The following is a 26,262-nucleotide window of genomic DNA, read 5'->3' as shown; positions in this document are numbered from 1 at the left end:
CATGTATGCAGAAATAGGACATTTTGCGTTGATCATGGCACTGTTTGTTGCCGTGGTCCAAGGTGTCGTCCCCTTGGCGGCAGGTCCGATGGGCAATCGGCGCTGGATGAATATTGCAGGCCCGGCCTCCATCGCGCAGTTTATCTTGATCGCGACGGCTTTTGCGGCTCTGACGCATGCGTTTGTGACCTCGGATTTCTCGGTTTTGAACGTGGCGAAAAACTCTCATACCGACAAACCTTTGCTTTATAAGATTTCCGGTGTCTGGGGGAACCACGAAGGATCCATGCTGTTATGGGTCCTGATTCTGGCGACATTCGGTTGTGCCGTTCAGGTCTTTGGGCGCAATCTGCCCAGTGGGTTGAAAAACCGCACATTGGCGGTGCAGTCTTTGGTTACTGTCGGTTTTCTGATGTTTATTCTGTTTACCTCCAACCCGTTTGAACGTTTGCTTGATGTGCCTGCAAACGGTCAAAGCCTGAACCCGTTGTTGCAGGACCCGGGGCTGGCATTCCACCCGCCGTTTCTGTATTTGGGGTATGTGGGGTTCTCCATTGCCTATAGCTTTGCCATTGCGGCCCTGATTGAAGGGCGTGTGGATGCAAGCTGGGCGCGCTGGGTGCGTCCGTGGACGTTGGCGGCCTGGGTCTTCCTGACCGTGGGGATTGCGCTGGGGTCCTGGTGGGCCTATTACGAGCTTGGCTGGGGGGGCTGGTGGTTCTGGGATCCAGTTGAAAACGCATCCTTTATGCCGTGGTTGGCTGGAACGGCCTTGTTACATTCGGCTATCGTGGTAGAAAAACGCGATGCGTTAAAAAGCTGGACCATTTTCCTGGCGATTATTGCTTTTGGCCTGTCTTTGTTGGGAACGTTTCTTGTACGGTCCGGTGTTCTGACATCAGTTCATGCCTTTGCAACGGACCCGGAACGCGGGGTCTTTATCCTGATTTTGCTGATTATCGCAATTGGTGGTTCGTTCGCCCTTTATGCGGTGCGAGGGCCGAGCCTTGTGGGCGGCGGGTTGTTTAAACCTGTGTCACGCGAAGGGGCCTTGCTGTTCAATAACTGGATTTTGACAACGGCGACCGGCGTGGTTTTGCTGGGAACACTTTATCCGCTGTTTATTGATGTCATTGATGCGGGCAAGGTATCGGTCGGTGCACCGTTTTATAACCGCGTCTTTATTCCGATTATGACTCCGCTGGTCATTTTGATGGCGTTGGGTCCCTTGATGTCGTGGAAACGCGCGGATGCCAAGGGTATTCTCAACCGTATGTATCTTGTTTACGGGGCGACACTGGTTGCTGTTATCCTGACCTTTATCCTGAAAGGCGAAGAAGGCTGGGGGGGCTATTTCGGTATGGGCCTTGCCACATGGTTGGCGGTTGGTACCCTTTGGGATGTGGCTGACCGGATCAAGCTGGGTAAAACACCCTTTGGACAAAGCCTGAAACGGTTGGCGCGTCAACCCCGCGCAACATGGGGCATGACGATTGCCCACCTTGGTCTGGCGATTGCCATTGCCGGGATGACGGGGGCCGGAAACTGGAAAGTCGAAAAAATTCAAGTGATGAACTTTGGCGACAAACTGGATGTTGCGGGCTTTACATACACTTTCGAAGGGGTGCGCGATATTCGCGGGCCGAACTATGATGCGCTGGAAGGGACGTTTACGGTTCATAAAGATGGTGAATTCATTACAACGTTGCAGGCGGAAAAACGTGAATATGATACCGGTGGTATGCCGACGACAGAAGCTGCAATTTACCCGATGTTTTTGGGGGACCTTTATGCCGTGGTCGGGGATAAATCCGGTGATGGCTATGTAACACGCCTGTACTGGAACCCGCTGATTGCATGGTTATGGGCTGGTTGTGGCTTGTTGACACTGGGCGGTTTGGTCAGTCTGTCTGATCGTCGTCACCGTGTAGGGGCACCTAAACGTTCTGCATTGGCGAACAAAGCAATAGCCGAGGGAGCAAAAGCATGAATTCGCGTATCTTCTTTTTAATCCCGTTAATCGGGTTTGTTGTCCTTGCCATTTATTTTGCCATTGGTTTGACAAAAGACCCGTCCAAGCTGGATACGGATGTTTTGCTCAATCAGCCGATGGGGGAATTTAAACTGGTTCCGGTTAAAGGCCGTGAAGAAGGTTTAAGTGCCGAAGATGTGAAAGGCAAAGTCTCGTTGGTTAATTTCTTTGGATCGTGGTGTGTGGCCTGTTTGCAGGAACATCCTTTCCTCGTGAAATTAAAGCGTGACAACGTGATCCCGGTGTACGGTGTGGATTGGGACGAGAAAAACCCCAATGACGTGGTGCGTTGGTTGGCCCGTCATGGTGATCCTTACACAAAAATCGGTGTGGACGACACGGGCGAAACCATTATTGACTGGGGCATTACCGGGGCACCGGAAACCTTCGTCGTCGATAAGCAAGGGGTGATCCGTTACAAATTCCTCGGCCCGATTTCCCCACAGGCGTGGAACGATACCCTGCTGCCTTTGATTGAGGAGCTGCGCAAACAATGAGATTTTGGCTGATTTTATGGGCTGCCCTGTTTGTCTGGACGGTGCAGGTGTCTGCGGTGGAACCGGACGAGATTATGGATGACCCGGTTCTTGAAGCGCGTGCGCGTGAAGTCTCACAAGATTTACGCTGTGTTGTTTGTCAAAACCAGTCAATTGATGATTCCAATTCCGGCATTGCCAAGAAAATGCGTGTTTTGGTGCGTGACCGGATTGCGCAAGGTGATAGCAATCAGGAAGTCAAAGATTATCTGGTCTCGCGTTACGGTGATTTTGTTTTGTTGAAGCCACCGGTGAAGGCCAAAACGATGGTGCTGTGGTTTGGCCCGGCCTTGATGGTTGTTATCGGACTGGTGGGAATTGTGTTTTATTACCGCCGCCGCAGTGCGCAAGCTGCACAAGGTCAAGGGGTCGCAGTGCCTTTGACTGCGCAGGAACAGGCGCGACTGGATGCCTTGATGAAAGAAGAAGGAAGCGATAAATGAGTTTTTGGATTGCGGTTGCCGTTTTGAGTGCAATCACCCTTTTTCTTTTGGCCGCCCCTTTGTGGCGGAAAAATAAGGAAGAAGGCGAACGCGCCGATTATGAGCTGAACGTTTTTAAAGATCAGTTGAAAGAACTGGATCGGGATTTGGAACGCGGCCTGATCAATCAGGCAGAAGCTGAAACCGCGCGTGTGGAAATTCAGCGCCGTTTGTTGGCGGCAGATGAAAAACGGGGAAAAACGACGATTAGCGGTCAAAAAATTGGTGCGGGGACTTTGATTGTCAGCACGGTGATTGGCCTTGGTCTTGTCGCAGGTTCCTTGGCGCTTTATCTGAAAATCGGAATGCCCGGGTATGAGGATGTGCCCTTTGCGTCACGCGATTTGCAAAAAGAACGCCAAATGGCAAGTTCTGAAGGGATGGCGGCAGAAATCGCACAATTGAAAAAACATCTGGAAGATGAACCGGGTGATGTGGATGGCTGGATGCTGTTGGGCCGTACCCTGCGTTTAACCGGTCGTCCGGCTGAAGCCGTTGATGCGTATCGCAGTGCGGTGAAAGCGTCTGAGCGTCATCCCAGTGTCTTGGCTGATTTTGCAGAAAGTAAGATTTATGCCAGCGAAGGTCAGGTGGATGATGAAACATTTTCTGCGTTAAAAGAGGCTGTGGACAATGATCCAAGCCAAATGAAGGCGCGTTTCTATCTTGGTTTTGCCAAGATGAAAACACAGGATTATGCAGGCGCGATCCAAGAATGGACCGATCTGGCGGCAATGGCCCCGAAAGAGATCGGTTGGTTGGCGCAAGTCAATGAACAGATTGATATGGCAGCAAAGGCCGGTAATCTAAACCGTGATGATTTTAAACCAAGCGCGCAAGCTTTGGTTCTTTCCAAGCAATTTGAACTACAATGGGAAGAAGAAAAGAAACAACGCCAAGAACAAGCCTCGCAAACTTCCGGGCCAAGTCAGGCAGATATGGAAGCCGCATCGGAAATGACACCGGAAGAACGCGAAGAAATGATCCGGGGGATGGTGGAAAAACTTGCCGATCGTCTAAAGGAAAACCCGAACGATATTGAAGGCTGGAAACGTCTGGCCAAGGTTTATATGGTTTTGGGTGAAAAAGACAAAGCCCTTGAAGCCCGCAATAAAGTGAAAGAACTGAGCGGCAGTTGATAATGCGGGATGGAAAAGGCGCATTGTGGTTCAGTGTGCTTTTTCCTCTGCGATGGCAAGGATAAAGTAAAAGAGTTCGCCTTGCATTTTTTTGGCCGCTTCATAGTCTTTTTTGGCGATAAATTTTTCAAATTTGGTGATTAAAACACGCGCGTCCTCGTTTTGTTGACGGGTAAACCCGCCCACATCCTTTGCGAATGTGGACAATGCTAGACGCAAATCCCAGTGTGGCTTGTTATGAGGGGCTTCACCTTCGCACATGATGAAAAAAAGCTCGGTCCATCTTTCCATATCGTCAGCAATTTGCGATGAATTCATATTTATAAAGTCCTGTCTTAAATGTCGTAGAATTGCGGGGTGCGGTTGCGCATAATTTCTGCTGCCAACGTCCGCGCCTGCGCAAATGTGTCAGATATTTTGATGTTGGGTTTGCGGGTCAGGGAATTCATTTTCTCTAATGTATTCAGGACATTGGGGTTACTGCCACTGAAAATAAGCCACACGCCGGAATGCATGGATTTCTGAATAAAGGTTGCAAGGGCACTGCATCCCGTTGCGTCGATAAAGGGGACATCGTGCATCTGTAAAATGATGATATCAGGTGTTTTTCCGGTGCGTCCCAATGTGTCGATCAATCTTTCGGCGGCACCAAAGAAAAAGGGGCCGTTAAACTGGTAACTCAGCACGCCATCGGGCAAACGGGTTGCATCATTGGGGGACAGGTCTTCGGTGTCGTCATCTTCGTCATTTTGAATGATGTTGATATGTGTCTCAACTTCAACAGCATTGGCCATACGGTGCATAAACAGAACGGCGGACAAGACAAAGCCAACTTCAATTGCGAGGTTTAAATCGACAAGGACGGTCAGCAGAAAAGTAGCGATTAACACGATCCGGTCTCCGATCGGTGCCTTGAACAAATGAATGAATTTGTCAAACTCACTCATATTCCAGGCAACGATCATCAGAACGGCGCTTAAACAAGACAGGGGGATAAAAGAGGCAAGGGGGGAAAATAACAGGACAAATGCCAGAAGAGCAAGGGCATGGATCATTCCGGCAACCGGCGAATGCGCCCCGGAACGAATATTGGTTGCCGTTCTGGCAATGGCACCGGTTGCGGGAATGCCAGAAAAAAGCGAGGATCCGATATTGGCGACCCCTTGTGCAACCAGTTCACAGTTGGAACGATGCCTTGCCCCTGTCATACCGTCCGCGACCACAGCAGACAGTAAAGATTCGATCCCGGCCAAAAAGGCGATGGTAAAAGCACTGGGCAGGAGTTTTGCCGCTTGTTCCCATGAAAAAACAGGCAGGTGTGGCAGTGAAAGGGTTGCGGGAATGCCACCGAATTTTGTACCAATCGTTTCAATGGGCAAGGCAAAGATCCATGTCAAAAGGCTGACACCGGCAATCGCAATAAGAAAGGATGGATATTTCGGCAAGGTCTTTTGACTGACAAGAATGATGGCAATGCTCAACAAAGCTGTCCCTAGAACATATGCATCATAGGTTTGCAGATTTAAAAACAGGAGTTCTACTTTATCCAGAAAGTCTGCCGGGATGTTGTCGATATCCAGACCTAGGAAATCCTTGATTTGACTGACGAAAATAAGGGTGGCAATGCCGGATGTAAAACCTGTTACAACGGGGTGGGGGATATATTTGATATAGGTGCCCAGACGCAGCAGCCCGGCCAAAATGAGAATGCCGCCTGCCATAAGGGTTGCCAGAACAAGGCCGTCATATCCGAATTGCTGAATAACGTTAAAAACAACGACAACAAAGGCCCCGGTTGGACCACCGATTTGAAAGCGGCTGCCGCCAAGTAACGAGATCAGGAAACCGGCAATAATGGCGGTAATAAGCCCCTTGTCCGGGCTGACACCGGATGCAATCGCCAAGGCCATCGACAGAGGCAAGGCAACAATGGCGACGGTAAACCCCGCAAGACAATCATCTCGCAACATTGAAAGGTTATAACCGCTTTTAAGCGTGGTATAGGCCTTCGGAATATAGAAGTGCCAGTTCGGCTTGTGCGGCATTTCCTGTAACTCCCCTGTTAAATGCTGGCGAATGATCGATTTTGTGCGGAAGCTCAATGTATGACATATCAATCATTGACATATCAACTAATTTTTGTGTAAACCCCTTTACAGGGAATGGAGATATCAAATGGATCAAATATCAAAGATTATCGGAAACGGTCTGCAAATCCTGATGGCTGTGTTCCTTGCCACATCCATCTATAACTTTTATTTTGAGAATAGTCTTTTTTGCAGAGAAGATATTTGTACCAAAATTCCATATAGCCGTTTACCTTGATACGATGATAGATGAAGATAAAAATACGATTCCGATTGTTTTACACGAAGTTGCAAACCGCCTGCGGGTTCGCATTGACGCAAAAGTTCAACCTTATAACCTGACAAGGATGAAATGGCTGACCCTTGCTATTCTGGAACGGGACAACGGTATGTCACAATCCGAACTGGCGGCCAAACTGGATGTTGATAATTCATCAATTGCCCGGCTTATGACGCGGATGGAACAACGTGATTTGATCCATCGGGTGTGCGATGAAAACGATCGCAGAGTCCTTCGGGTCTTTATTAAAGAGGAAGCCCGTCCCTTGTTGCAGGAACTGAAAAAAGTATCTGATGAAATACGTAATCAGGCTTTGACCGGGTTGAGCGTTAAAGAACAGGATGATTTGCTCAATCTGTTATTGGTTGTGAAAAACAATTTGGACAAATAGGCAATTTCCTTTTTTATGTTTGCTTTAAATATAAAAAAAGCGGAGCACTTTTCAAAATGCTCCGCCTCTTTATGCGTAACGCGTAAAGGCTTACTGTTGAACTTCGATAACAACGCGGCGGTTTTTCGCTTCGCGGACACCGTCTTGGGTGGCAACAGCCGGGGCGCTCTCCCCCATGCCTGTTGTCGAAATTTTATCACCGGGTAGGCCGAGTTCCGAGATAAATGTCTTCACCGATTGTGCACGACGCTCGGATAAAGATTTGTTGTAGGCTTGGCTCCCGGCACGGTCTGTGTGACCGATAAGGGCGTAATTAACCGCTTGTGCACCCCAGTCCTGAACCAGTGCTTGCAAGACTTGCTGACCGACCGGTGTGATGACGGCGGAATCAAAATCAAAGAAGACCGTATAAAGTTTTGCCAGATCCAGTTCCATTTTTGGTGCCGGCTGTTGGGTGAGCTTTTCCTGCGCTCCGGTCAGACGATTCAAAGCTTCGGCAAATTGATCTTTACACTTGGCAATTTCATCATGCTGCCAACCTTCTTCCTGTTCTTCTACCCAGCAGTCAAAGCTGGCTTGTGCCTTTGCCGACAGAACAGGCAAGCTGGAACGGCTTGTTTCCAAGGCAGCATTCAAGGCATTATAGCCGTCCGTAAATTGTGCCTGTTCCTGTTTTGAAAAACGCCACAAGGCAGGATCTTCCGGGGGAAGACCGTTTTCAGAGGCGGCAACTTTGATGGCTTTTCTTGCAAAAAAGTCAGAATCAAACCAGTCGGCCCATTCGACCCCTTCTTTGGTGGCAAGTGCCTGATATTCTTTCACCAGCGCGCCTTTAAATGTTGCGGCATCGGTTTGCAGGGCTTGGGCTTCTTCGTAATTAAACGGCTGAGTAAACGGGTTACCGGAATGGTCAAATGCTTTTGGGAAGTTGGTGCAGCCCGCCAAAACAGCGGCGGAAAGGAAAAGCGAAACGGTTCGTGTCAGATTTTTTTTCATGGGGAAAATCCAATGCTTGTTTTAAATACAGCGAGAAGCGATGGCCTGAATTTTGTGATCGCTTGACAGGTAAGACGGGCTGAGTGCGCTTGTCACCTCAATTGTTTCACTGGGCTGCCCGATAATATGGTCAAAGCGCCCTTGGGTTTTCTTGACTAACGAGATAAGCCCATCGGTTCTTTTGCGCAACTGAAGGATCGTTTCAGGTGTTTGTGACGGGATTTCTGCACAAACCTGCCCCAGTTGATTGTCGATCGATTTAACCAAACCGTAATCCGGATTAATCTCAATATCGTGAGACGAGGCGACATGGTCAACTTTGATGCCGCGTTTGGGACGCCATTTTTCAAACTGCGCCGTTGCGGAAACGATATAGCCTTCCGGGAAATAAACAGCGGTGTTGTTTTGCAATAAAACACGATCCCCGAGAATGGGACCGGAGCGCAACAACTTTTTGATGCGATGCGCTTTAATCTTGCCGGAAAAATCATTGAATTTCAGAACGTCACGGTCGCCGCGCTTGCCTGCAAAATATTGTTCAAACGGTAAAGCCGGCAGGGATTTGGATTTCGACGCCGCTTCCCCTAAAACAGGTACAGTCAAGACGATGAGTAACGCAATGAAAGATAAGCGTTTTTGCATTTAGTGAAACCCTCTGTTCAGATATTGCAGTACCCTAGCATATTTCATTGCATTTTTCTATATTTTCTCTTGGGTATAGCGGCACGTATGTCTCCATGTCTGGCGAAAAAAGACAGCTATGGAAGTGCTAAAAGTAGATTCCATTTGTCTATAGAGAGAGGAAGCATGCCTTCTTAAGGATGTGTTATTGCCAAGTCCCTGAATTTTAAATCGTTCTCGGCGTGAAGAATCTTTCCTTGACGTTCATTGATTTTCGATTACCTTTACGTCAGTAAAAATACCTATACGTAAAAATGGACAAGCGAGATCAACGAATCTCACCCAGGGAGATCCAAGACCATGTCTGCTACCAGCCTTGCTGTGTCGCAACCTTTGAGCGTGGAAACGCAAGAGGTGCGAATAGAACAAGACTTTACGCGTGAGGTCTATCATGCGGTTAACAATATCTTTTTATCCAATGTCAGTACGACAACCTTGCCGACCGTTATCGCGGCTATTTTATTTACCGTCTTTTATTGGGACGTGGCCAATCACACCCTGTTATTTTCATGGGGGGTTGTCACGGTTATCATCGGATTGGCCCGTTTGATTGTCGTCAAAAGAGGGCTTAAGGCGGTAAAAGGACTGGGAATACAGAAAAAGGCAGGGGTTATCACGCAGGTGTTAACCGGGGCCGCCAGTGTTGGTTGGATTGCGACTTTGCCGTTGTTCTTTATCCACGCCGATATTGCAACACAGACCTTGCACGGCATGCTTTTACTGATCCTGACATCGGCAGGGACGGTTTCCCTGTCGGTTAATCGCAAGGCGTTTATGTTGTTTGTCCCGCCGATCCTGTTGACGCTGGGCGGCTTCTTTGCCTCCAGTCTGACGTTAAGCGGCATTATCTTTGGGTTTGGGTTTCTATTGGTTCTTGGCGTGCAAATGAGATTGGCAAAAGCCAGTCGCAGCCAGATGGAAGAAGCCTTGACCTTGCGCTTTCAAAATGATGCCTTGTTGCAGAATATGGAACGCACCACACAGGAAATCGAGGCTGACAAACACGCACAAGTCGAACGAACGGAAGTTCTACAGGGGCTAACGAAAGAATTTGAAAATACCATTTCCGCGATCTTGGCGCGTGCGGATCAAGTGGCACAAGCCATGCGGTTTCAGGCTGATCACGCCAACGGTGCGGTGCAATCATCCGTTAATGGGACACGGGAAGTGACACAGGGTGCGGGTGGCATGCGTAATCGGATGCAGGATGTTGCCGAAGTGGCGCGTGGTTTATCGTCGTCCTTGTCCGATGTGAATGCGCGTGTGTCGGAAAGTGCAGCGATTGCGCGATCTTCCAATGAGAATGTGGAACGTGCAAACGAGACCGTAAACTCGTTGATCAATGCATCGAACAAAGTTGGTGAAATTGTCGGATTGATTGATAGCATAGCCGATCAAACAAACATGCTGGCCTTAAATGCAACGATTGAGGCCGCGCGTGCGGGCGAAGCCGGCAAAGGCTTTGCCGTTGTGGCAGGCGAGGTTAAAACACTGGCCAATCAAACCAGTGAAGCCACCCGTGAAATTTCGTCACAGGTGCAGACCATTCGTACGGCAACGGCTGAAGCCGTTCAGGCAATGAATGAAATTGCCCAGACCATTGGTGATTTAAGCAATATTTCGCATGATGTCGTCGGGGCTGTTGAAAAACAGGGCCATACCATCCGTGATGTGGCGACACGTATTGAAACGGTTGCTGATGACAGCACACATTTGTCCGGACGTTTGGGGGAAGTCGATGCCTCTGCTGAAGAAACATCCGATGCAGTGGATGCCATGATCAAGGCGGCAGATAGTCTGGCAAAAGAAACACAGGAAATTCAGTGCGAGGTCGATCAATTTCTCAGCCGGGTGCGCTCTTTATGAGAGAGATAAAAAAAGGCGGTAACGTTTACCAACGTACCGCCTTTTTTTGGTGTATCTGTTTCTTAACGGCCGACAATCGCATCGTGTGCGGCAAGAATAGCCATATTAACCATTTCAGAAACAGTGGTGTCGCGCGGAACGATTTGAACTGGCTTTTCCAATCCCATCAGGATGGGACCGATGACTGTGCCACCGCCGAGTTTTTGCAGAAGTTTCGAAGAAATATCCGCCGTGTGCAGGCCGGGCATAACCAAAACGTTGGCCGGGCCGGACAAACGGGTAAAGGGATAATCCTTCATCATTTCTTTATCCAGTGCGGTATTGACCGTGACTTCGCCGTCAAATTCGAAATCCACATTGCGTTCGGCCAAAATCTCAACGGCCTTGCGAACTTCTTCGCAACGTCCGCCTTCGCGTCCGCTGAAGGATGAATAAGACAGGAAGGCAACGCGGGGTTCGTGGCCCAGCTTGCGGGCTTTATTGGCGGCTGCAACAGCAATATCTGCCATTTCCAAGGCATCCGGCGTTTCGTGAATGCGGGTATCGGCGAGGAAAACGGTTTGATGTCCGCCACCGGAAACCACGATGGAAACCCCCATCGGTAATTCTTCTTTTGCCGGGTCCAGAACGCGGGCAACGTCATCATAGGTCGAATAGAAACTGCGGGTCAGGCCGGAAACCATCCCATCGGCATCCCCGCACGCCACCATTGCAGCGGCAAAGATGTTGCGGTTCTGGTTGACCCAACGGTTGCAATCGCGCATTAGCGCACCTTTGCGTTGCAGGCGACGATAGAGATATTCACTATATTCGCGTGTGCGCGGGCCGATGCTGGAATTGTTAATCTCAATCCCTTTGGCATCTATCAGGCCGAGATGTTTCATGCTCGCCTGAATTTTTTCTTCACGGCCGACCAAAATCGGTGTGCCGTACCCGGCATTCAAGAAGGCATAGGCCGCGCGGATGGTTTTTTCTTCTTCGCCTTCAGCAAAGACGATGCGGCGCGGATTACCACGGACTTTATCGCAAATGACCTGTAGGCTGGAAGCTGTCGGGTCCAGACGGGCAGACAATTCGTTGCGATATTCGTCCATATCAATAATGGGGCGACGCGCGACACCGGACGCCATTGCAGCTTCGGCAACGGCAGGTGGGATGGATGAAATTAAACGCGGATCAAACGGGGCCGGAATAATATAGTCGGGACCATAACGCAGACGGCGACCGGAATAAGCAGCCGCCACTTCGTCCGGCACATCTTCACGGGCGAGTTCTGCCAAGGCATGGGCACAGGCGACTTTCATATCTTCGTTGATGGTGCTGGCACGAACGTCCAAAGCCCCACGGAAGATATAAGGAAAGCCCAGAACGTTGTTGATCTGGTTGGAATAATCGGAACGCCCTGTTGCGGTAATGGCATCGGAACGTACAGCTTTAACATCTTCCGGCGTAATTTCCGGGTCCGGATTGGCCATTGCGAAAATAATCGGCTTGGGTGCCATTTTCTCGACCATTTCCTGTGTGACGGCGCCTTTGACGCTCAGCCCAAAGAATGCATCAGCGCCGTCCAGTGCTTCGGCCAACGTGCGGGCATCTGTATCGGAGGCATGGGCGGATTTCCACTGGTTCATGCCTTCTTTACGTCCTTTATAGATGACGCCTTTGGAATCGCACATGATAACGTTGTCGTGTTTAACACCCAGTGCTTTGGCAAGTTCGCAGCAGGCGATGGCCGCCGCACCGGCGCCATTGACGACAAGTTTGACGTCTTTCAAGTCACGTCCGGTTAAATCACAGGCGTTGATCAGACCGGCCGCAGAAATAATCGCGGTGCCGTGTTGATCATCGTGGAAAACAGGAATATCCATCATTTCGCGCAGGCGTGTTTCAATGGTGAAACATTCCGGCGCCTTGATATCTTCCAGATTGATCCCGCCGAAGGTTTTTCCAAGAAAACGTACGCAGTTGATGAATTCTTCTTCGTCTTCGGTATCGACTTCAAGGTCAATGCCGTCCACATCGGCAAACCGTTTGAAAAGAACGGCTTTCCCTTCCATGACAGGCTTGGACGCCAATGCCCCGAGGTTGCCGAGGCCAAGAACGGCTGTCCCGTTTGAAATGACGGCAACCATGTTGCCTTTGGCTGTATAGTCGTAGGCCAGATTGGGGTCGCGTGCGATTTGTTCACAGGGTGCAGCCACACCCGGTGAATAGGCCAGCGACAGGTCGCGCTGTGTTGTCAGCGGTTTTGTCGGATGAATTTCCAGTTTGCCCGGTCGTCCCGAGGCGTGCATCAAAAGCGCTTCGCGCTCGGTAACCCGAATAGATTGATCGTCCATGCTATCTATGTCTCTTGCTTGGTCTTATATACATTTATGGCGAAGCCAGATTTATTCTGACGTGTTTTTATGGATATGGACGTTTTCTGCACCTTGGTTTTGCAAAACTTCTTTGGCTTTGGCTTCTCTCTCTATACCATCGGCACGAACCCACAGGATAATACTGCCGGCGTCAACTGCACGGGCAAAATCCTCGGTATGGGGTGTTGCGGTCACTTCATCGAGGACTTCTTTCACGGCAACACCGCCGACTGTCGCTCCCACAACAGCACCGATCAACTCCCCAATCGGTCCGCCCGCCAGAAAAATGGCGCCGCTGGCAACCATTGGTCCTTCGAATTTAATTTCACCGACCAGTGCGCTTAACACGTCTTTCAACGGTTTTGCAGGCTTTCCGGCGGCGTCAATGGATTCATGCGAGCTCAGGACACTCAAATCCGTACGCTCAAATCCCTCTTTCAAAAGGGCTTCGATTGTTTTTTCGAAAGTTTCACGGCTGTTCAGCAGGCCGACGACTTCTGTATTTACGGTATTTGAGTTCATTTATTTTAACCAGTATGGTGAGTTGAGTATTTATATTGCGCAATATGCACCAAAAGGGGACAGATTACTAGCCTCAATTGCGGAAAAAGAACAGACTAATCTGTGCATCGGTGCCATGCATGTATAGCAAGGCTACCATGTCAAATCTAAGGCAATTTCCTGAAATTATAGAAATCAGGCGAAAGAGTCACTTGAGGGGCTTCATTCGGGCCTAGGGGATGTGCTATCAGTATTGCCCTTCTCTTAAAATTACATCAGCAATCGAACTTTACCCATGACCACCCTTGTTGCCGCCACAGAACATCTGCCCGCAGACGTCACACAGGAAGAGATCGAAACCCGCATGCGTGACGGGGCGACCCCGATGATGGCGCAGTTTATGGCGATCAAGGAACGTCACCCCGACTATCTTCTGTTTTACCGGATGGGTGATTTTTACGAATTGTTTTTTGATGATGCGGTGGCGGCATCCGAAGCTTTGCAAATCACACTGACCAAGCGGGGGCATCATAATGGGGATGACATTCCCATGTGCGGTGTGCCGGTTAAAGCCTATGAAAGCTATTTGCCCAAGCTGGTGGACAAAGGGTTTCGTGTTGCCTTGTGCGAACAAATGGAAGACCCGGCAGAAGCTAAAAAACGCGGATCAAAAGCCGTTGTGAAGCGCGAAGTTGTCCGTCTGTTTACCGCCGGAACCATTACCGAAGACACGTTACTGGATTCGCGGCGGAACAATTTTTTGGCGGCTGTGGCACAAAATCGCACCGAAACCGGAGTGGCCTGGCTGGATATTTCCACCGGTGCGTTTTATACACAAGCCTGTCCATCGGTGATGTTACCTGCTGTCTTGGCCCGTTTAAATCCAGGGGAATTGCTGGTTGGTGATAAGTTATTACAAGCACCGGAACATTTTGACACGTTCAGCGATTTTAAATCCATCCTGACACCGCAACCTAACAGTCGGTTTGACAGTGCCAATGCGGCCAAACGGTTGGAAAAATTGTTTGCGGTGAAAACACTGGATGCCTTTGCCAATTTTTCACGCGCCGAAACATCGGCGGCAGGCGCGTTGGTTGATTATGTGGAATTGACGCAGAAAGGCAAATTACCGCGTCTTGAAATTCCGAAACAACTGGCACAGGGGGCGACCCTTGAAGTTGACGCGGCAACGCGGCGTAATCTGGAACTCACCGTCACCTTAAACGGTCAACGCAAGGGCAGTTTACTGGATGTGATTGACCGGACCGTCAGCGGTGCTGGTGCACGTCTTTTGTCCGTTTGGCTTTCTTCCCCTTTAACCAATGTTGACGATATTAATCGCCGTTTGGATGGGGTGCAGTTCTTTAGCGAAGATTTGGGCGCACGTGAAGATATCCGACAGGCCTTAAAAAAATGCCCGGATATGGAACGTGCCCTTTCGCGTATCACATTGGGCCGGGGCGGGCCGCGTGATTTGGCGGCTATTCGTGATGGATTAGCCGCCAGCTTTGATTTGCGCGAACATTTGATTTCCTTAACACCGCCACCGATTTTGGAAACCTGTATCCATGATCTGGGCAATCATGGACAACTGGTGGATAAACTGCGCCGGGCCTTAGGCGAAGATTTGCCCTTGATGGCGCGTGATGGTGATTTTATTGCACCCGGATATGCCCCGGAACTGGATGAATTGCGCAGTCTGCGTTCGGAAAGCAAACGTCTGATCCTGAACCTGCAAGCCAAATATGCAGATCTTACCGACATTCAAACCTTGAAGATCAAGCATAACAATGTTTTAGGCTATTTTGTCGAAGTGACGGCAAAACAGGCTGAACGTATGCCGGCGGACGGGGATTTTATTCACCGTCAAACCATGAAAAACGTCATTCGTTATTCAACGGTGGAACTATCGGAACTGGAAGGCAAAATCAGTTCCGCAGCAGACCGGGCGCTTGCATTGGAAACCCGCCTGTTTGATGAATTGATCGAAGATGTCAAACAGGATGCGGATGTCATTGCCTTGGCCGCCAACAGCCTTGCCCGTCTGGATGTTTTGAGCGCCTTGGCACAAATTGCGGTGGAACGTCATTACAATCGCCCGGTTTTAAGTGAAGGTTACGAATTTGATATCAAGGGCGGGCGCCACCCGGTTGTGGAAGCCGCCCTTGAAGCCGCCAACGAAGCGGCCTTTGTTGCCAATGATTGTGATCTTTCACAAGATCAACGGTTGTGGTTAATCACCGGTCCGAACATGGCTGGTAAATCGACGTTCCTGCGCCAAAATGCCCTGATTACCATTTTAGCGCAAATGGGCGGCTTTGTCCCGGCGGCTTCTGCCCATATCGGGGTGGTTGATCGTTTGTTTTCCCGCGTGGGGGCGGCGGATGATCTGGCCCGTGGGCGATCAACATTTATGGTGGAAATGGTCGAGGCCGCAGCGATTCTCAATCAATCCAGTGATCGATCACTGGTCATTCTGGATGAAATTGGGCGCGGGACAGCAACATTTGATGGCTTGTCTATTGCCTGGGCGGTGGTGGAGCATTTACATGAGTTGAATAAATGCCGGGCATTGTTTGCCACCCATTATCATGAATTGACAGCATTGACGTCCAAGCTTGATTGCTTGTCTTGCCATTCCATGCGGGTGAAAGAATGGAAAGGCGAAGTGATTTTCCTGCATGAAGTCGGGGCCGGGGCAGCGGATCGGTCATACGGGATTCATGTTGCCCGTCTGGCAGGCTTGCCCAAGGCCGTTATTAAACGGGCAGAACAAGTTCTGGAAACTTTGGAAAAAGGCGAACAGAGCAGTGCCGTCACCAAACTGGCAGATGATTTGCCCTTGTTTGCCGCCCTTGCCGACAAACCAGATCCAGTATCAGAACCAAGCGGGCCATGCGATGTGGAACTGGCATTGGATGATATCCAGCCCGATGATCTCAGCCCGCGTGAAGCCTTGGAAGCCCTTTATAAATTAAAAGCACTGAGAGGTTGACCCCCTCAGTGCTTTGAGGTGTGGTTGCTTGCTTAAGCTTAAATAACGGGCTCTGCGCTGGCGAGCATCATTTTATCTGCCAATGTCACTGTGTCATAAAGCGACAAGTTGTTCTTATCCATAATGGCTTTTAGCGATACGATATATTGTTCGCCGCGTTCGGAGTATTTATCCAAGGTTGTCGCAAGGATACTTCCTTTGATCGGTCGTCGTGTGTTGCGCATAAAGGCCCGTTTGACCCGCAATGACTTGTAAGCTGTATGTGTATTCAGATTATGCACATAGGCACGTAAACTGTCTTTAATGCTGTCAAATGCTTTGATGCGGTGGTTTTGGTCGTCACCGCGTTGGGCGGGCACAATGCCATCGTCATTTTCGTTGAATGTCCATTGACCAAAAAGGGCGTTGCCTTCACGCACAAAGCGCGATGTCCCCCATCCGCTTTCTTCCGCCGCCTGTGCCAAGGCCAGTGATGGTGGTACGATATCAACCTTTTGCAGCAGTTGATCAAATTTCTGTCCGCGCACTTTATAGCGTTCAAAGGTTGCTTTCAGCCAGATTTGATCCTGGGCAATGATATCAAGGCCCAAATTCAAGCGGTGACGCAGACGAAGGATACGGGCGCGCTCTGCAAGGATTTCTTCGTTGGTTTTAAGGATCAGAGGAAGCAGAGCTTTGAAAAAGAGCGTCTTGCGTTCTTCCGTTTGGGTGAGGTTTGCCAAATCGTGCGGCAAGCTCGCAAGGAAAAGGCGCGGAACGCTGATTTCGCCCTCGCGGACATCCTTCAGACGATAGCCAAGTTTGTCAAAGGCAGTCGTCAAGTCGTTGGCACTTAATGATTTCGGGGTGTTACCACCCTGCAAAGGCTTGAGGTCTTCTTCTGTATTTTCCGGGCGTTTTGCAACTTCGTCCGGCAGCTTCAAAACAGCTTTCGGTGCTTTGCTGGTTGTATTGGTCGGGGCACTAATATGCAAGGCAATCAGTAATGCCAGACAAAAGCCCATAAGCGTGAGGACAGTCCATTGGAAGCCCTTGCTTTCCTTCATATCAGCCATACTAAAATCAAAATCTGTTAACAAAAGCGCGGCCCAAGCCTGTCTCAGCTTTTACGGCTATTTTCACGCGCAGTGTCGATCATGTTTTCTCAGCCTATGGATCGACATGCTGTGAGCCGGATTCTACAGATTTGGCGTTTTTAATCCAGTTGATAATATTCTTAGGAAAACCACAGGATTCATCAGCAGTTTAAGGGGGGAAGGCATGATATAAGATTATTGTCCTATTTAACTTTCAGGCGAAAGTCTCTATTTGATTTCCATCCAAAACCCTAATAGGATAAAGGGTACGTCACTCTGGGGGATAGACGTTTTGTTGTGTAACATTAAAAACGAAAAGAAAAATCATGTCTGATACGTCGGCTATAATATCTGCGGACTGGGTGAGCAATGCGCCTTTTCCTGCGGTATTGTTGCATGAGGATCGCAGTGTTGCCGCTCATAGTGCCGCCGCTGAAGTTTTGGTTAAAAATATTAACCTTCCGAATATTTCGGACCTGTTTGATAAAGTAAATGCCAAGAATGCCCCCCATATACAAACAGCGGGTGTGGAAACGGACAAAGGTGTGGTGTTTTATGATTTGACACTGAGTCCTTGTCAAAACGGCTTTTTACTTTTCGCAAAAGATGTCAGCCTTGAACATAATTTGCGCGCGGCTTTAATGGATTCTCGCCAACGATTTAAGGATTTGGTGGAAATTTCCAGTGATTTTGCCTGGGAAGTCGGGGCGGACGGCTATTTTATTTTCGTTTCTCAACGGGGCGCGGTTGGATATGAACCAGATGAATTGATCCGCAAGCACTGTGACGACATTGTTTTAAAGCGGGATAAAAAACATTCACAGAATCCCTTTTTATCCAAAACCAAATTGGAACGTGAAGAAACGTGGGTTTTGCGCCCCAATGGGGAACCCGCCTGCCTGATGGTGTCGTGTGTCCCGTTGTTTGATGAAAAAAATAACTGGGTGGGGGCACGCGGGGTCTGCCGTGATATTACCGAAGAACGTGAACGCGATGCGGCGTTGGCGCGGGCTTATCACCGCGATCAGTTGCTGGCCTATATTGTGAAAACCATTCGCGACGAGGTCGAACCCAGCAATATGTTGAGTGCGGCAGCCAATGCCACGGCACGTGCACTCAGTGCAAATGGATGTCAGATTTTCAGAAGCAAGCCGGAAAGCGGCATGATCGTTAGTGCGGCCTTTGGCGAAATTCCCGATGAAATTCCCGACTTGTTTGGGCGGCTGGAACAATTGGGTGAAAATGAAGTCGGTGTCTTTGAAATTAAGGACTGGCTGGCGATTTATTCTGCAACCCGGTATCGGCGCACGGTGAATGGGGCCATATGTCTGTGGCGCGAAAATGTGCGTGGGTCCTGGAATGACGATGACAAAATTCTTGCCATCGACGTTGCCAACCAGTTGGGAATCGCCAATGAACAGATTTCCGGGCATGAACGGATTGTGGAGCTGTCGCGCACCGATGCCTTAACCGGGTTGTTAAATCGCCGGGCCTTTTTTGAAGATGAACTGCCCCGCCATATTGATCGTTTGCACTTTAACAACAGTCCTGCGGCCCTGATCTATGTTGATCTGGACCATTTTAAGCAGGTGAACGATGTCTTTGGCCATCAAAAAGGCGATGATGTTCTTTTGCTGATTCGCGACTTTTTGCTCAATCAGGTGCGACCGGGCGATGTGGTTGCCCGATTAGGCGGAGATGAATTTGCGATTTGGTTGAATGAGATCGATACGGATGCTGCGTCTCGTCGTTGTGAACGCCTTTTGGAAGCCAGCCGGTTTTTGAAGGACTATTCAGGGTTGCCTAATAAACCATTGGGCGTTTCTTTGGGGTTGGCAATCTACCGCCCGGATACACATGAATCTGTTGAAATGTTGATCGGGCGCGCAGATGCGGCTATGTATGAGGCCAAGCGTTCCGGTCGGGGTAAGTTTTGCGTCGCTGAAGATTATACACCCACGGATGCCGAGTAATGAGAATGAATAAACAAGGTGCCCTGAACAGATGAAGCGAGACCCGGTGCATGATGCTCCTTTAACATACGAGGAGGCAAAAGAGCTTGCGCGCCATCAGGATGTGGCTGTGCGCAAATCTTTGGCTGAACGTGAGGATATTCGCCCGGAAATTCTCTTTTACCTTGCCGGTGATCCCGCACCGGAAGTCCGCAAAGCGATTGCCCATAACAAGGCAACGCCAGCGCGGGCCTATATCGAACTTGCCAAAGACAGCAGCGATGAAATCCGCTCGGACCTTGCGGAGAAAATTGCGCGCCTTGCCCCTAAATTGACCGCTTATGAAGTGGACCGGGTGCAAAGTTATGCCTTTCAAGCCCTGGAAATTCTCGCCTCCGATCAGTTATCCAACGTGCGAACCATTTTGGCCGAAACGTTAAAAGACGTTGCACAGGCCCCGGAAGAATTGATCAACCGATTGGCGCGCGATTCTGAATTATCGGTTGCCTGCCCGGTTCTGGAACATTCGCCGGTTTTAAGGGATGAAGACCTTCTTGATATTATTTCCAGCGGGATTTCTTCAGGGGCGCTTGGGGCAATTTCCAACCGGAAAACCGTCAGTATCAAGGTTTCCGATGCGATTGTGGATACCCACGATGTCGCGGCGATTACGACACTGCTTTGTAACGAAAGCGCCCAAATCCGCGAAGAAACGCTGGATCAACTGGTTGAACAATCGCGCAATGTTGAAGACTGGCAAGGCCCGCTGGTGTATCGCCCGGTCCTGAGCGAATATGCCGCGCAACGACTGGCGGAATTTGTTGCGGGTAATCTGCTGGATAGCCTGAAACACCGCAAAGACTTGAGCGCCAAAACCTTGTCGATTGTCCGCGAGGAAGTCAATCGCCGGATCAAGCAAACCCATAATGCCAATAATAACAAATTGGCAACGCCGAAACCCGATGAAGGCGGAAACGCGGATTTAAGACGCGAATATGCATGGCTGTTTCAACAGCCACCCCACGTCATTGCCAAAAACCTGAAACGGATGCACAGGTTGACCCCACAGGTGATCATTAATGCCCTGATGGAAGGCGATAATGATTTTGTCGTTGCGGGTTTGTCGGAATGTGCGCATATCCATCTTTCTGTTGCCTTGCGTATGATTGCCATGCGCAGCGCGCGCGGGGTTGTTGCGCTGTGTTGGAAAGCGGGTATGGATGCGCAAACCGCCGCCTTTATTCAGGCGAAGGTTGCCCATATTGCAGCGGATGATATTTTGCGCGCAAACGATGGAAATTACGCCCTGTCAGATGATGAAATGCAGTGGCAGATCGATTTCTTTAATAATATGGCAGTTTAACGTAACCGGACACTGACCTGATAAGTCAGGATTTTTTCCTTTCCAGCCGGCACGTTAATTTTCCAAGTCGCAGTGTTGTTTTTCTGGCTGTCCGGTTTTGTGCTTGTGTCACTTAAGGACCATTGACCGGGGAAGACTTCTTCAATCCGTACCGTTTCTGCACTGTCTTTGGCATTTTTGATGACGATTTTATAAGCGGCTTCGAAACTGTCTTTGCCTTTGCGTTCAAAAGCAGTTTGATTGCGTTCAACCGTCACATCGAAACTTTCGCCGGGGTGCAAGGTGGCTTCGCCGTCTTTCGGGGTGCGGGTTAGGTTGTCTTCACCGACAAACTGAAGCTGGCCTTGCGTGTCCCGTCTATAGAGGCGCAAAATGCCGTCAGGGAGCGGATTATTAGATGTGTTGTTGAAGGTAAGCTCGACTTGTGGATGTACTGGCGGACTGTCAAAATTCATTTCGCCATAGGTGGGGCCAAAACGCTGGACAAGCTCGCGTGTACTTTTAAAGCTAAGTGGTTGCATTAACGCGACTTGTTTGGTCTCGTTGTCGTTGAGGTCAACTTTATCTGACAGGTTATATAAATGAATGGCGCCCAAGGCTTGTGGGGCTTCAGCGGTTTTTGCGGCGGCACCCGCCATATCCATCATCGGGGCGGCTTCGGCACGGACCATACGTTCAAAATTACGTGTGACGGTTTGGCGGTTGACTTGCCCGGCAGCCAAGCTGAGATTGGCGGCACGGTAACTGACCCCACTTGTATTGGTCAGGTTGGCCCAACTTTGCAGGACGAGGCTTTTGCCATCGCCTGCCAATTCCGCACTATAGGAGGTATGCCATTTCAAACCGGATGACAGATAGGCCAAAGCCATTGTGGTTTCGCCTTTTTCTGCCGCATCAACTTTGGCGGTTAGAGCGGGTTTGGCGCGTAATCCTTCGGGCAGGCTTTCAATAACCAATTGTCCGGGTTGCCCAACTTCAATACGACCATCGCGTTCGATAATGGTTTGGCCTTGTGCGGAAAGAATCTTTGCTTCAATAAGATCATCTTTCCCGCTGACGCTGTTAAATCGGCGAAAATGAACGGTTTGACCGACAGATTTTTCCAAAAGGGCGCCGGGAGTCAGCAAATCAAAATCAAAACGGCGCTCCAACACACGAAAGCCCTTCCCGGAAATGAGCAGGCTGTCCGGTGTAAGCTGGGTGCTGATATCTTCAAACACAAAGGTCTGTTCAGCGCCTGTCAAGTTTGCTTTGCGGACATCGCGCACAAACCCCAGACCGTTTTGATAAAGGGTCAAGGAAAGATCATTGCGCTGTCGTTGATCAAGAACGGTTTCGGCATGCAGGGCACCGGCACCAAGGGCAAGAACAGCGGCACTTAACAAAAAGGGGCGTGAAAAGGACATGTCTGACAACTCCAGTATGAAATCTCTTTTTCTGCATGTTGCCTCTTCTGTGGAAAAGGGGCAAGCTTGCGCATCGAAAAAAACATGCTATGGATGTCTGACACTGATAGACGATAGGGAATATTCACTTGGATTTTTTGCAAAATAACGATCTGTTGATCGCGGGACTTGCCGGGTTCTCAGCCTTTTGCCTTATTCTTGCGCTTTGGGCGATTTTACGCAAACCGGCAAAGGAAGAGGACGAGTCACAAGCCGATGTGCTGAGCCGACATATGATGGAACTCAGCCGGGCCAACAGCGAATTGACAGGCCGTCTTGCTCAGTTGCATGAAACGCAAGACCGTGCCCAGCAGGCGGTGAACGAACGTTTGCAGGCACAGGAACGGGCTATAACCAAGACTTTGGATGAGCGTTTGGCGAATTTGACACACCGGATGGGGGAAGGCTTGTTGGAACAGACAAAATCAACAGCCAAGCATATGTCAAATTTAACGGAACGCTTGGCGGTTATTGACACTGCTCAGAAAAATATTATGGACTTGTCCCAACAAATGGTCGGGTTGCAGGATATATTGTCCAATAAACAAACCCGTGGGGCGTTTGGGGAAGTGCAGTTGGAAATGCTGGTGACCAATGCCTTGCCGCCTTCGGCTTATGCTTTTCAGGTGACCTTGTCCAATACCAAACGGGCCGATTGTGTTCTGCATCTACCCAATCCACCGGGGTCCATCTGTATCGATTCGAAATTTCCGTTGGAAAGTTATCAGGCCTTACAAAATGCGGAAAACGATCAGGATAAACTTTTGGCGACACGCACGTTTAAGGCGGATTTGCTGAAACATATTAAAGATATTTCCGAAAAATATATCATCCCCGGGGAAACGGCGGAAAGCGCGTTGATGTTTTTACCCAGTGAAAGCATTTATGGGGAATTGCATTCTAATTTCGTGGATGTGGTTGAAAAATCCTATAAAGCAAAAGTCTGGATTGTGTCCCCGACAACCTTAATGGCGACCTTGAATACGGTGCGGGCGGTCTTGAAAGATGCACGCATGCGCGAAGAAGCCGGGCGCATCCAAAAAGAAGTGATGACCTTGTTGGAAGATGTGGAACGTCTGGACAAACGGGTCGAGAATCTGGATCGCCATTTCGGCCAGACGGCAAAAGATATCCGCGATATCCAAATCACGACCGGCAAAATCACCAGACGGGGCGAGAAGATCGAGGAAATTCAGATCGGCGATGAAAGCCCGGCAGAAGACCTTGCTCCGCCGACAGACAGAATTGAATCTTCTTAAGGAAACGAACCTGTTTTCCAATCCAGTTTGCAGGTCAGTCTTGACATAATTCAAATACATGAATACATATTCATTAATTGGAGTTATTGATATGAAGATTGAGCAAGACCAGCTTATAGAACTGTCCGAAGTTTTCAAACTGCTGGGGGATCCAACCCGTTTGGCCATTTTGATTTCCTGTATGGAAGAAGAAAAGTCCGTTGGTGATATTGTTTTGATGACACAGGCGTCGCAATCTCTGGTGTCTCACCATTTGCGCCTGTTACGCGGGGCGCGTTTGGTACGCCCGCGTCGGGCGGGTCGGCAAGTGTTTTACAAGGCCCATGATGCCCATATCAGCTGCACCTTGAAAGATATGATTGACCACGTCCATGAGGAAGATGAACTATGAGTGCCGGATGTTCCAGTTGTTGTTCTTCTCAGGATGCGCCCGTTGTTGATAAAACATATCGACGAATTCTGTGGTTTTCGCTGGTGGTGAATTTGGGGATGTTCTTTATCGAAATCATCGCCGGGGCAATGGGGAATTCTCTGGCGTTGACAGCGGATGCGGTGGACTTTTTCTCTGACGGGGCGAATTATGCCATTACCTTGATTGTGCTGGGTATGAGCTTGCAAGCCAGATCCAAGGCCGCTTTGTTTAAAGGCATTTGCATGGGTGCGGTCGGGGCTTATGTTTTGTTTGTATCGGTTTCCCATATCATAAATGGTACGGTTCCACGCGCAGAGGTCATGGGTGTTATTGGCTTTATGGCGCTAATCACCAATGTTGTTGTGGCCTTGCTTTTGTTTCGACATCGCAGCGGGGATGCCAATCGCCAGTCTATCTGGATTTGTTCGCGCAACGATGCCATTGGCAATATTGCGGTCATGCTGGCCGGTGCCGGTGTTTGGGTTTCGCAGACGGGCTGGCCGGATATTGTTGTTGGTTTGGGAATTGCCGGTTTGGGCCTATGGGGGGCTGCTCAAATCATTGCGCGCTCCCTTGCGGAAATGCGACTGTCCGATCAAAACGTTTAGAAGAACTTTTGTGCATTTGCGAAAACAGCCCCTAGACAAATGGTGCAAATTTCAGTATGAAGGGGCTACGATTTTTTTGAAGAGTGTCCTTAAATGTTGAACGCACAAAACATCATGTCTGTGAAAAAGACCACCGCAAAAGGTTTTGCGGGTGATGTTGCATGCACGCTCTTCACCGGCTTCACGAAAACCAAGACGACTACGACGACTAAAGCGTAGCCTGCGGGGACTGAAAACGGATCGTATATTCGAAAAAAGGCCCTCGCGGGGAATGACCGCTTCGGGCCTTTTTTCGTATGTGCAACATCAATCGGGAAATGGAACAGGCGGAAGACACCGCTGGGCCACAATACAAAGGAAAGCAAGATGGGTTATAAAGTTGCAGTTATGGGCGCCACCGGTAATGTAGGCCGTGAAATGCTCCAGATTATGGCGGAACGTAATTTTCCGGCGGACGAAGTTGTCGCATTGGCATCTCGTCGTTCGGTCGGACGTGAAATTTCCTATGGGGAAGATCAAATCCTGAAAGTTCAGGATCTGGATACGTTTGATTTCACCGGGACCGACATTGTTCTGTCTTCACCGGGCGGTGCAATTTCTGCGAAATATTCCCCGCGCGCTGCTGAAGCCGGTGCGGTTGTGGTGGATAATACATCCCATTTCCGTATGGATCCGGACATTCCGTTGGTCGTTCCGGAAGTAAACCCGGAAGCAATTGCGGATTACAAGAAAAAAGGCATCATCGCGAACCCGAACTGCTCGACCATTCAGATGATGGTTGCGTTGAAGCCGTTGCATGACGAATTCGGTATCGAGCGCGTGATCGTTTCCACTTACCAGTCCGTTTCCGGCGGTGGTAAAGATGCGATGGATGAACTGTTTGAACAGACAAAAGGCATCTTTATGAATAAGCCGGCGTCTGAAACCAAAAAGAAATTCACCAAACAAATCGCGTTTAACTGCATCCCGCATATTGATGTCTTTATGGATGACGGCGCGACTAAGGAAGAATGGAAAATGAAGGTGGAGACTGCAAAAATTCTCGACCCGAATATCAAGGTTCACGCCAACTGTTGCCGTGTTCCTGCGTTCATTGGTCATGCTGAATATATCAACATCGAAACCAAAAAGCCGATTGATGTTGCCCGTGCACGTGAAGTGATGCAGGCCCAAGATGGTTTGGTTGTTGTCGATCATCACGAAGACGAAGGTTACGTTACTCAGGTTGAATGTGCGGGTGAAGATGCGACTTATGTCTCTCGTATCCGCAAAGACGATACTGTTGAAAACGGTCTGTCTTTCTGGTGTGTGTCCGATAACCTGCGCAAAGGTGCGGCGTTGAACACCGTTCAAATCGCAGAAGTTCTGGTCCGTGACCACTTGAAAAAATAAGCTTATATCTTAAAAGCGCAGACGGCTGACAACCCCCATCATTTTTGGTGGGGGTTCAGACTGCTGACAAAGTGTTTTCAGTAAATAATTGACCAAAAGCCGTCATCCTGCACTTGATGCGGGATCCATTTAAAATCAATGGATTAGATGTTACTCATTGGACAAAGATGGATCCCCGATCAGGGTCGGGGATGACAGTTTAGGGGCTTTGTCAATAATCTGAGCTTTTATCTTAAAAGCGTATTCTTAAAAAAAGCACTCCGGCAGCGACATGTTGTCGGGGTGCTTTTGTATTTAAGGGGCAAAATGAATTTCTGTAATCTTTGCGCGCCAGAAAGGGTGGGCCGTGATGTGTCAAGATTTGATATAAAAAGCCCTGCCGTTTGATTGGGGCAGGGCTTTTTCAGGT

Annotated in this window: 21 protein-coding genes; 13 read left to right on the top strand and 8 right to left on the bottom strand. The window is 49.4% G+C overall.

Annotated elements, in window-relative coordinates; translation table 11 throughout:
- Window position 1 precedes the first annotated feature (1 nt).
- From IEW74_RS01610 to ccmI, 4 genes are read left to right on the top strand one after another with little or no spacing between them, the layout of a single operon-like run.
- Window positions 2-1,990, top strand: coding sequence for a heme lyase CcmF/NrfE family subunit (locus tag IEW74_RS01610; protein WP_188660512.1), 1,989 nt, complete (start codon window positions 2-4; stop codon window positions 1,988-1,990).
- A complete protein-coding gene (locus IEW74_RS01605; protein ID WP_188660509.1) occupies window positions 1,987-2,529 on the top strand; it encodes a DsbE family thiol:disulfide interchange protein in 543 nt (180 codons plus the stop codon). Before IEW74_RS01610 ends, IEW74_RS01605 begins: the two co-directional genes overlap by 4 nt.
- Entirely contained in the window at window positions 2,526-3,011 is a 486-nt protein-coding gene (locus tag IEW74_RS01600) for a cytochrome c-type biogenesis protein (RefSeq protein WP_188660506.1), read from the top strand. Before IEW74_RS01605 ends, IEW74_RS01600 begins: the two co-directional genes overlap by 4 nt.
- Window positions 3,008-4,189: a c-type cytochrome biogenesis protein CcmI gene (gene ccmI, locus IEW74_RS01595; RefSeq protein ID WP_188660503.1), complete on the top strand. Its 1,182-nt coding sequence runs from the start codon at window positions 3,008-3,010 to the stop codon at window positions 4,187-4,189. Before IEW74_RS01600 ends, ccmI begins: the two co-directional genes overlap by 4 nt.
- A 30-nt stretch (window positions 4,190-4,219) precedes the next feature.
- Here the strand turns inward: ccmI and IEW74_RS01590 are convergent, their stop codons facing one another.
- Together IEW74_RS01590 and IEW74_RS01585 are read right to left on the bottom strand one after the other, a co-directional pair.
- Window positions 4,220-4,507, bottom strand: coding sequence for a hypothetical protein (locus IEW74_RS01590; RefSeq protein ID WP_188660499.1), 288 nt, complete (start codon window positions 4,505-4,507; stop codon window positions 4,220-4,222).
- Between the two features lie 17 nt (window positions 4,508-4,524).
- A complete protein-coding gene (locus IEW74_RS01585) occupies window positions 4,525-6,291 on the bottom strand; it encodes a SulP family inorganic anion transporter (protein ID WP_229734203.1) in 1,767 nt (588 codons plus the stop codon).
- 227 nt (window positions 6,292-6,518) lie between these two features.
- Between IEW74_RS01585 and IEW74_RS01580 the strand changes: the two genes are divergently transcribed.
- Window positions 6,519-6,947 carry a MarR family winged helix-turn-helix transcriptional regulator gene (locus IEW74_RS01580; RefSeq protein ID WP_188660496.1) on the top strand — a complete coding sequence of 143 codons (429 nt, stop codon included), beginning with the start codon at window positions 6,519-6,521 and terminating at the stop codon, window positions 6,945-6,947.
- Between the two features lie 90 nt (window positions 6,948-7,037).
- Here IEW74_RS01580 and IEW74_RS01575 read toward each other — a convergent pair whose 3' ends face one another.
- Both IEW74_RS01575 and IEW74_RS01570 read right to left on the bottom strand, forming a co-directional pair.
- Window positions 7,038-7,943, bottom strand: a complete 906-nt coding sequence (locus IEW74_RS01575; RefSeq protein WP_188660493.1) for an OmpA family protein — start codon at window positions 7,941-7,943, stop codon at window positions 7,038-7,040.
- 21 nt (window positions 7,944-7,964) lie between these two features.
- Window positions 7,965-8,585, bottom strand: a complete 621-nt coding sequence (locus tag IEW74_RS01570; protein WP_188660490.1) for a hypothetical protein — start codon at window positions 8,583-8,585, stop codon at window positions 7,965-7,967.
- A 339-nt stretch (window positions 8,586-8,924) separates the two neighbouring features.
- Between IEW74_RS01570 and IEW74_RS01565 the strand changes: the two genes are divergently transcribed.
- Window positions 8,925-10,490: a methyl-accepting chemotaxis protein gene (locus IEW74_RS01565; protein ID WP_188660487.1), complete on the top strand. Its 1,566-nt coding sequence runs from the start codon at window positions 8,925-8,927 to the stop codon at window positions 10,488-10,490.
- A gap of 62 nt (window positions 10,491-10,552) precedes the next feature.
- On the opposite strand, the gene IEW74_RS01560 is transcribed toward IEW74_RS01565, so the two are convergent.
- Both IEW74_RS01560 and IEW74_RS01555 read right to left on the bottom strand, forming a co-directional pair.
- Window positions 10,553-12,829, bottom strand: a complete 2,277-nt coding sequence (locus tag IEW74_RS01560) for an NADP-dependent malic enzyme (RefSeq protein WP_188660484.1) — start codon at window positions 12,827-12,829, stop codon at window positions 10,553-10,555.
- Between the two features lie 51 nt (window positions 12,830-12,880).
- On the bottom strand, window positions 12,881-13,372 hold the full coding sequence (locus IEW74_RS01555) for a hypothetical protein (protein WP_188660480.1): 492 nt from the start codon (window positions 13,370-13,372) through the stop codon (window positions 12,881-12,883).
- Window positions 13,373-13,736: 364 nt separating this feature from the next.
- Here IEW74_RS01555 and mutS point away from each other — a divergent pair, with 364 nt between their 5' ends.
- Entirely contained in the window at window positions 13,737-16,346 is a 2,610-nt protein-coding gene (mutS, locus tag IEW74_RS01550) for a DNA mismatch repair protein MutS (protein ID WP_188660954.1), read from the top strand.
- A 38-nt stretch (window positions 16,347-16,384) separates the two neighbouring features.
- Here mutS and IEW74_RS01545 read toward each other — a convergent pair whose 3' ends face one another.
- Entirely contained in the window at window positions 16,385-17,401 is a 1,017-nt protein-coding gene (locus IEW74_RS01545; RefSeq protein ID WP_188660477.1) for a glucosaminidase domain-containing protein, read from the bottom strand.
- 347 nt (window positions 17,402-17,748) lie between these two features.
- On the opposite strand from IEW74_RS01545, the gene IEW74_RS01540 reads away from it, so the two are divergent.
- Together IEW74_RS01540 and IEW74_RS01535 are read left to right on the top strand one after the other, a co-directional pair.
- The gene (locus IEW74_RS01540) at window positions 17,749-19,395 is read left to right on the top strand and encodes a sensor domain-containing diguanylate cyclase (protein WP_188660474.1); all 1,647 of its coding nucleotides are present in this window, start codon (window positions 17,749-17,751) and stop codon (window positions 19,393-19,395) included.
- 31 nt (window positions 19,396-19,426) lie between these two features.
- Window positions 19,427-20,737: a DUF2336 domain-containing protein gene (locus IEW74_RS01535; RefSeq protein WP_188660460.1), complete on the top strand. Its 1,311-nt coding sequence runs from the start codon at window positions 19,427-19,429 to the stop codon at window positions 20,735-20,737.
- Here the strand turns inward: IEW74_RS01535 and IEW74_RS01530 are convergent.
- Window positions 20,734-22,143, bottom strand: a complete 1,410-nt coding sequence (locus tag IEW74_RS01530) for a DUF4139 domain-containing protein (RefSeq protein WP_188660457.1) — start codon at window positions 22,141-22,143, stop codon at window positions 20,734-20,736. The two genes, IEW74_RS01535 and IEW74_RS01530, sit on opposite strands and share 4 nt — an antisense overlap.
- Before the next feature lie 128 nt (window positions 22,144-22,271).
- Between IEW74_RS01530 and IEW74_RS01525 the strand changes: the two genes are divergently transcribed.
- The 4 genes from IEW74_RS01525 (at window position 22,272) to IEW74_RS01510 (ending at window position 25,853) form a co-directional block, all read left to right on the top strand.
- On the top strand, window positions 22,272-23,441 hold the full coding sequence (locus IEW74_RS01525; RefSeq protein WP_229734202.1) for a DNA recombination protein RmuC: 1,170 nt from the start codon (window positions 22,272-22,274) through the stop codon (window positions 23,439-23,441).
- Window positions 23,442-23,532: 91 nt separating this feature from the next.
- Window positions 23,533-23,832: an ArsR/SmtB family transcription factor gene (locus IEW74_RS01520; RefSeq protein ID WP_188660455.1), complete on the top strand. Its 300-nt coding sequence runs from the start codon at window positions 23,533-23,535 to the stop codon at window positions 23,830-23,832.
- Entirely contained in the window at window positions 23,829-24,461 is a 633-nt protein-coding gene (locus IEW74_RS01515) for a cation efflux transmembrane domain-containing protein (RefSeq protein ID WP_188660452.1), read from the top strand. The genes IEW74_RS01520 and IEW74_RS01515 overlap by 4 nt, the downstream gene beginning before the upstream one ends.
- A 366-nt stretch (window positions 24,462-24,827) precedes the next feature.
- Complete coding sequence (locus tag IEW74_RS01510) at window positions 24,828-25,853, top strand: aspartate-semialdehyde dehydrogenase (RefSeq protein WP_188660449.1); 1,026 nt, start codon at window positions 24,828-24,830, stop codon at window positions 25,851-25,853.
- Window positions 25,854-26,262 lie beyond the last annotated feature (409 nt).

Origin of the sequence: Terasakiella brassicae (assembly GCF_014641495.1) — a bacterium.
Lineage (GTDB): Bacteria > Pseudomonadota > Alphaproteobacteria > Rhodospirillales > Terasakiellaceae > Terasakiella > Terasakiella brassicae.
This window is presented reverse-complemented; position numbering and strand designations above follow the sequence as displayed.

What these genes read in the sequence shown, in the direction of transcription:
- IEW74_RS01565 (WP_188660487.1), top strand. Translation starts at nt 8,925, where the DNA reads ATGTCTGCTACCAGCCTTGCTGTGTCGCAACCTTTGAGCGTGGAAACG.
- IEW74_RS01510 (WP_188660449.1), top strand. Translation starts at nt 24,828, where the DNA reads ATGGGTTATAAAGTTGCAGTTATGGGCGCCACCGGTAATGTAGGCCGT.
- IEW74_RS01555 (WP_188660480.1), bottom strand. Translation starts at nt 13,372, where the DNA reads ATGAACTCAAATACCGTAAATACAGAAGTCGTCGGCCTGCTGAACAGC.
- IEW74_RS01515 (WP_188660452.1), top strand. Translation starts at nt 23,829, where the DNA reads ATGAGTGCCGGATGTTCCAGTTGTTGTTCTTCTCAGGATGCGCCCGTT.
- IEW74_RS01530 (WP_188660457.1), bottom strand. Translation starts at nt 22,143, where the DNA reads ATGTCCTTTTCACGCCCCTTTTTGTTAAGTGCCGCTGTTCTTGCCCTT.
- IEW74_RS01520 (WP_188660455.1), top strand. Translation starts at nt 23,533, where the DNA reads ATGAAGATTGAGCAAGACCAGCTTATAGAACTGTCCGAAGTTTTCAAA.
- IEW74_RS01560 (WP_188660484.1), bottom strand. Translation starts at nt 12,829, where the DNA reads ATGGACGATCAATCTATTCGGGTTACCGAGCGCGAAGCGCTTTTGATG.
- IEW74_RS01570 (WP_188660490.1), bottom strand. Translation starts at nt 8,585, where the DNA reads ATGCAAAAACGCTTATCTTTCATTGCGTTACTCATCGTCTTGACTGTA.
- IEW74_RS01535 (WP_188660460.1), top strand. Translation starts at nt 19,427, where the DNA reads ATGAAGCGAGACCCGGTGCATGATGCTCCTTTAACATACGAGGAGGCA.
- IEW74_RS01580 (WP_188660496.1), top strand. Translation starts at nt 6,519, where the DNA reads ATGATAGATGAAGATAAAAATACGATTCCGATTGTTTTACACGAAGTT.
- IEW74_RS01605 (WP_188660509.1), top strand. Translation starts at nt 1,987, where the DNA reads ATGAATTCGCGTATCTTCTTTTTAATCCCGTTAATCGGGTTTGTTGTC.
- mutS (WP_188660954.1), top strand. Translation starts at nt 13,737, where the DNA reads ATGATGGCGCAGTTTATGGCGATCAAGGAACGTCACCCCGACTATCTT.
- IEW74_RS01600 (WP_188660506.1), top strand. Translation starts at nt 2,526, where the DNA reads ATGAGATTTTGGCTGATTTTATGGGCTGCCCTGTTTGTCTGGACGGTG.
- IEW74_RS01540 (WP_188660474.1), top strand. Translation starts at nt 17,749, where the DNA reads ATGTCTGATACGTCGGCTATAATATCTGCGGACTGGGTGAGCAATGCG.
- IEW74_RS01545 (WP_188660477.1), bottom strand. Translation starts at nt 17,401, where the DNA reads ATGGCTGATATGAAGGAAAGCAAGGGCTTCCAATGGACTGTCCTCACG.
- ccmI (WP_188660503.1), top strand. Translation starts at nt 3,008, where the DNA reads ATGAGTTTTTGGATTGCGGTTGCCGTTTTGAGTGCAATCACCCTTTTT.
- IEW74_RS01610 (WP_188660512.1), top strand. Translation starts at nt 2, where the DNA reads ATGTATGCAGAAATAGGACATTTTGCGTTGATCATGGCACTGTTTGTT.
- IEW74_RS01575 (WP_188660493.1), bottom strand. Translation starts at nt 7,943, where the DNA reads ATGAAAAAAAATCTGACACGAACCGTTTCGCTTTTCCTTTCCGCCGCT.
- IEW74_RS01590 (WP_188660499.1), bottom strand. Translation starts at nt 4,507, where the DNA reads ATGAATTCATCGCAAATTGCTGACGATATGGAAAGATGGACCGAGCTT.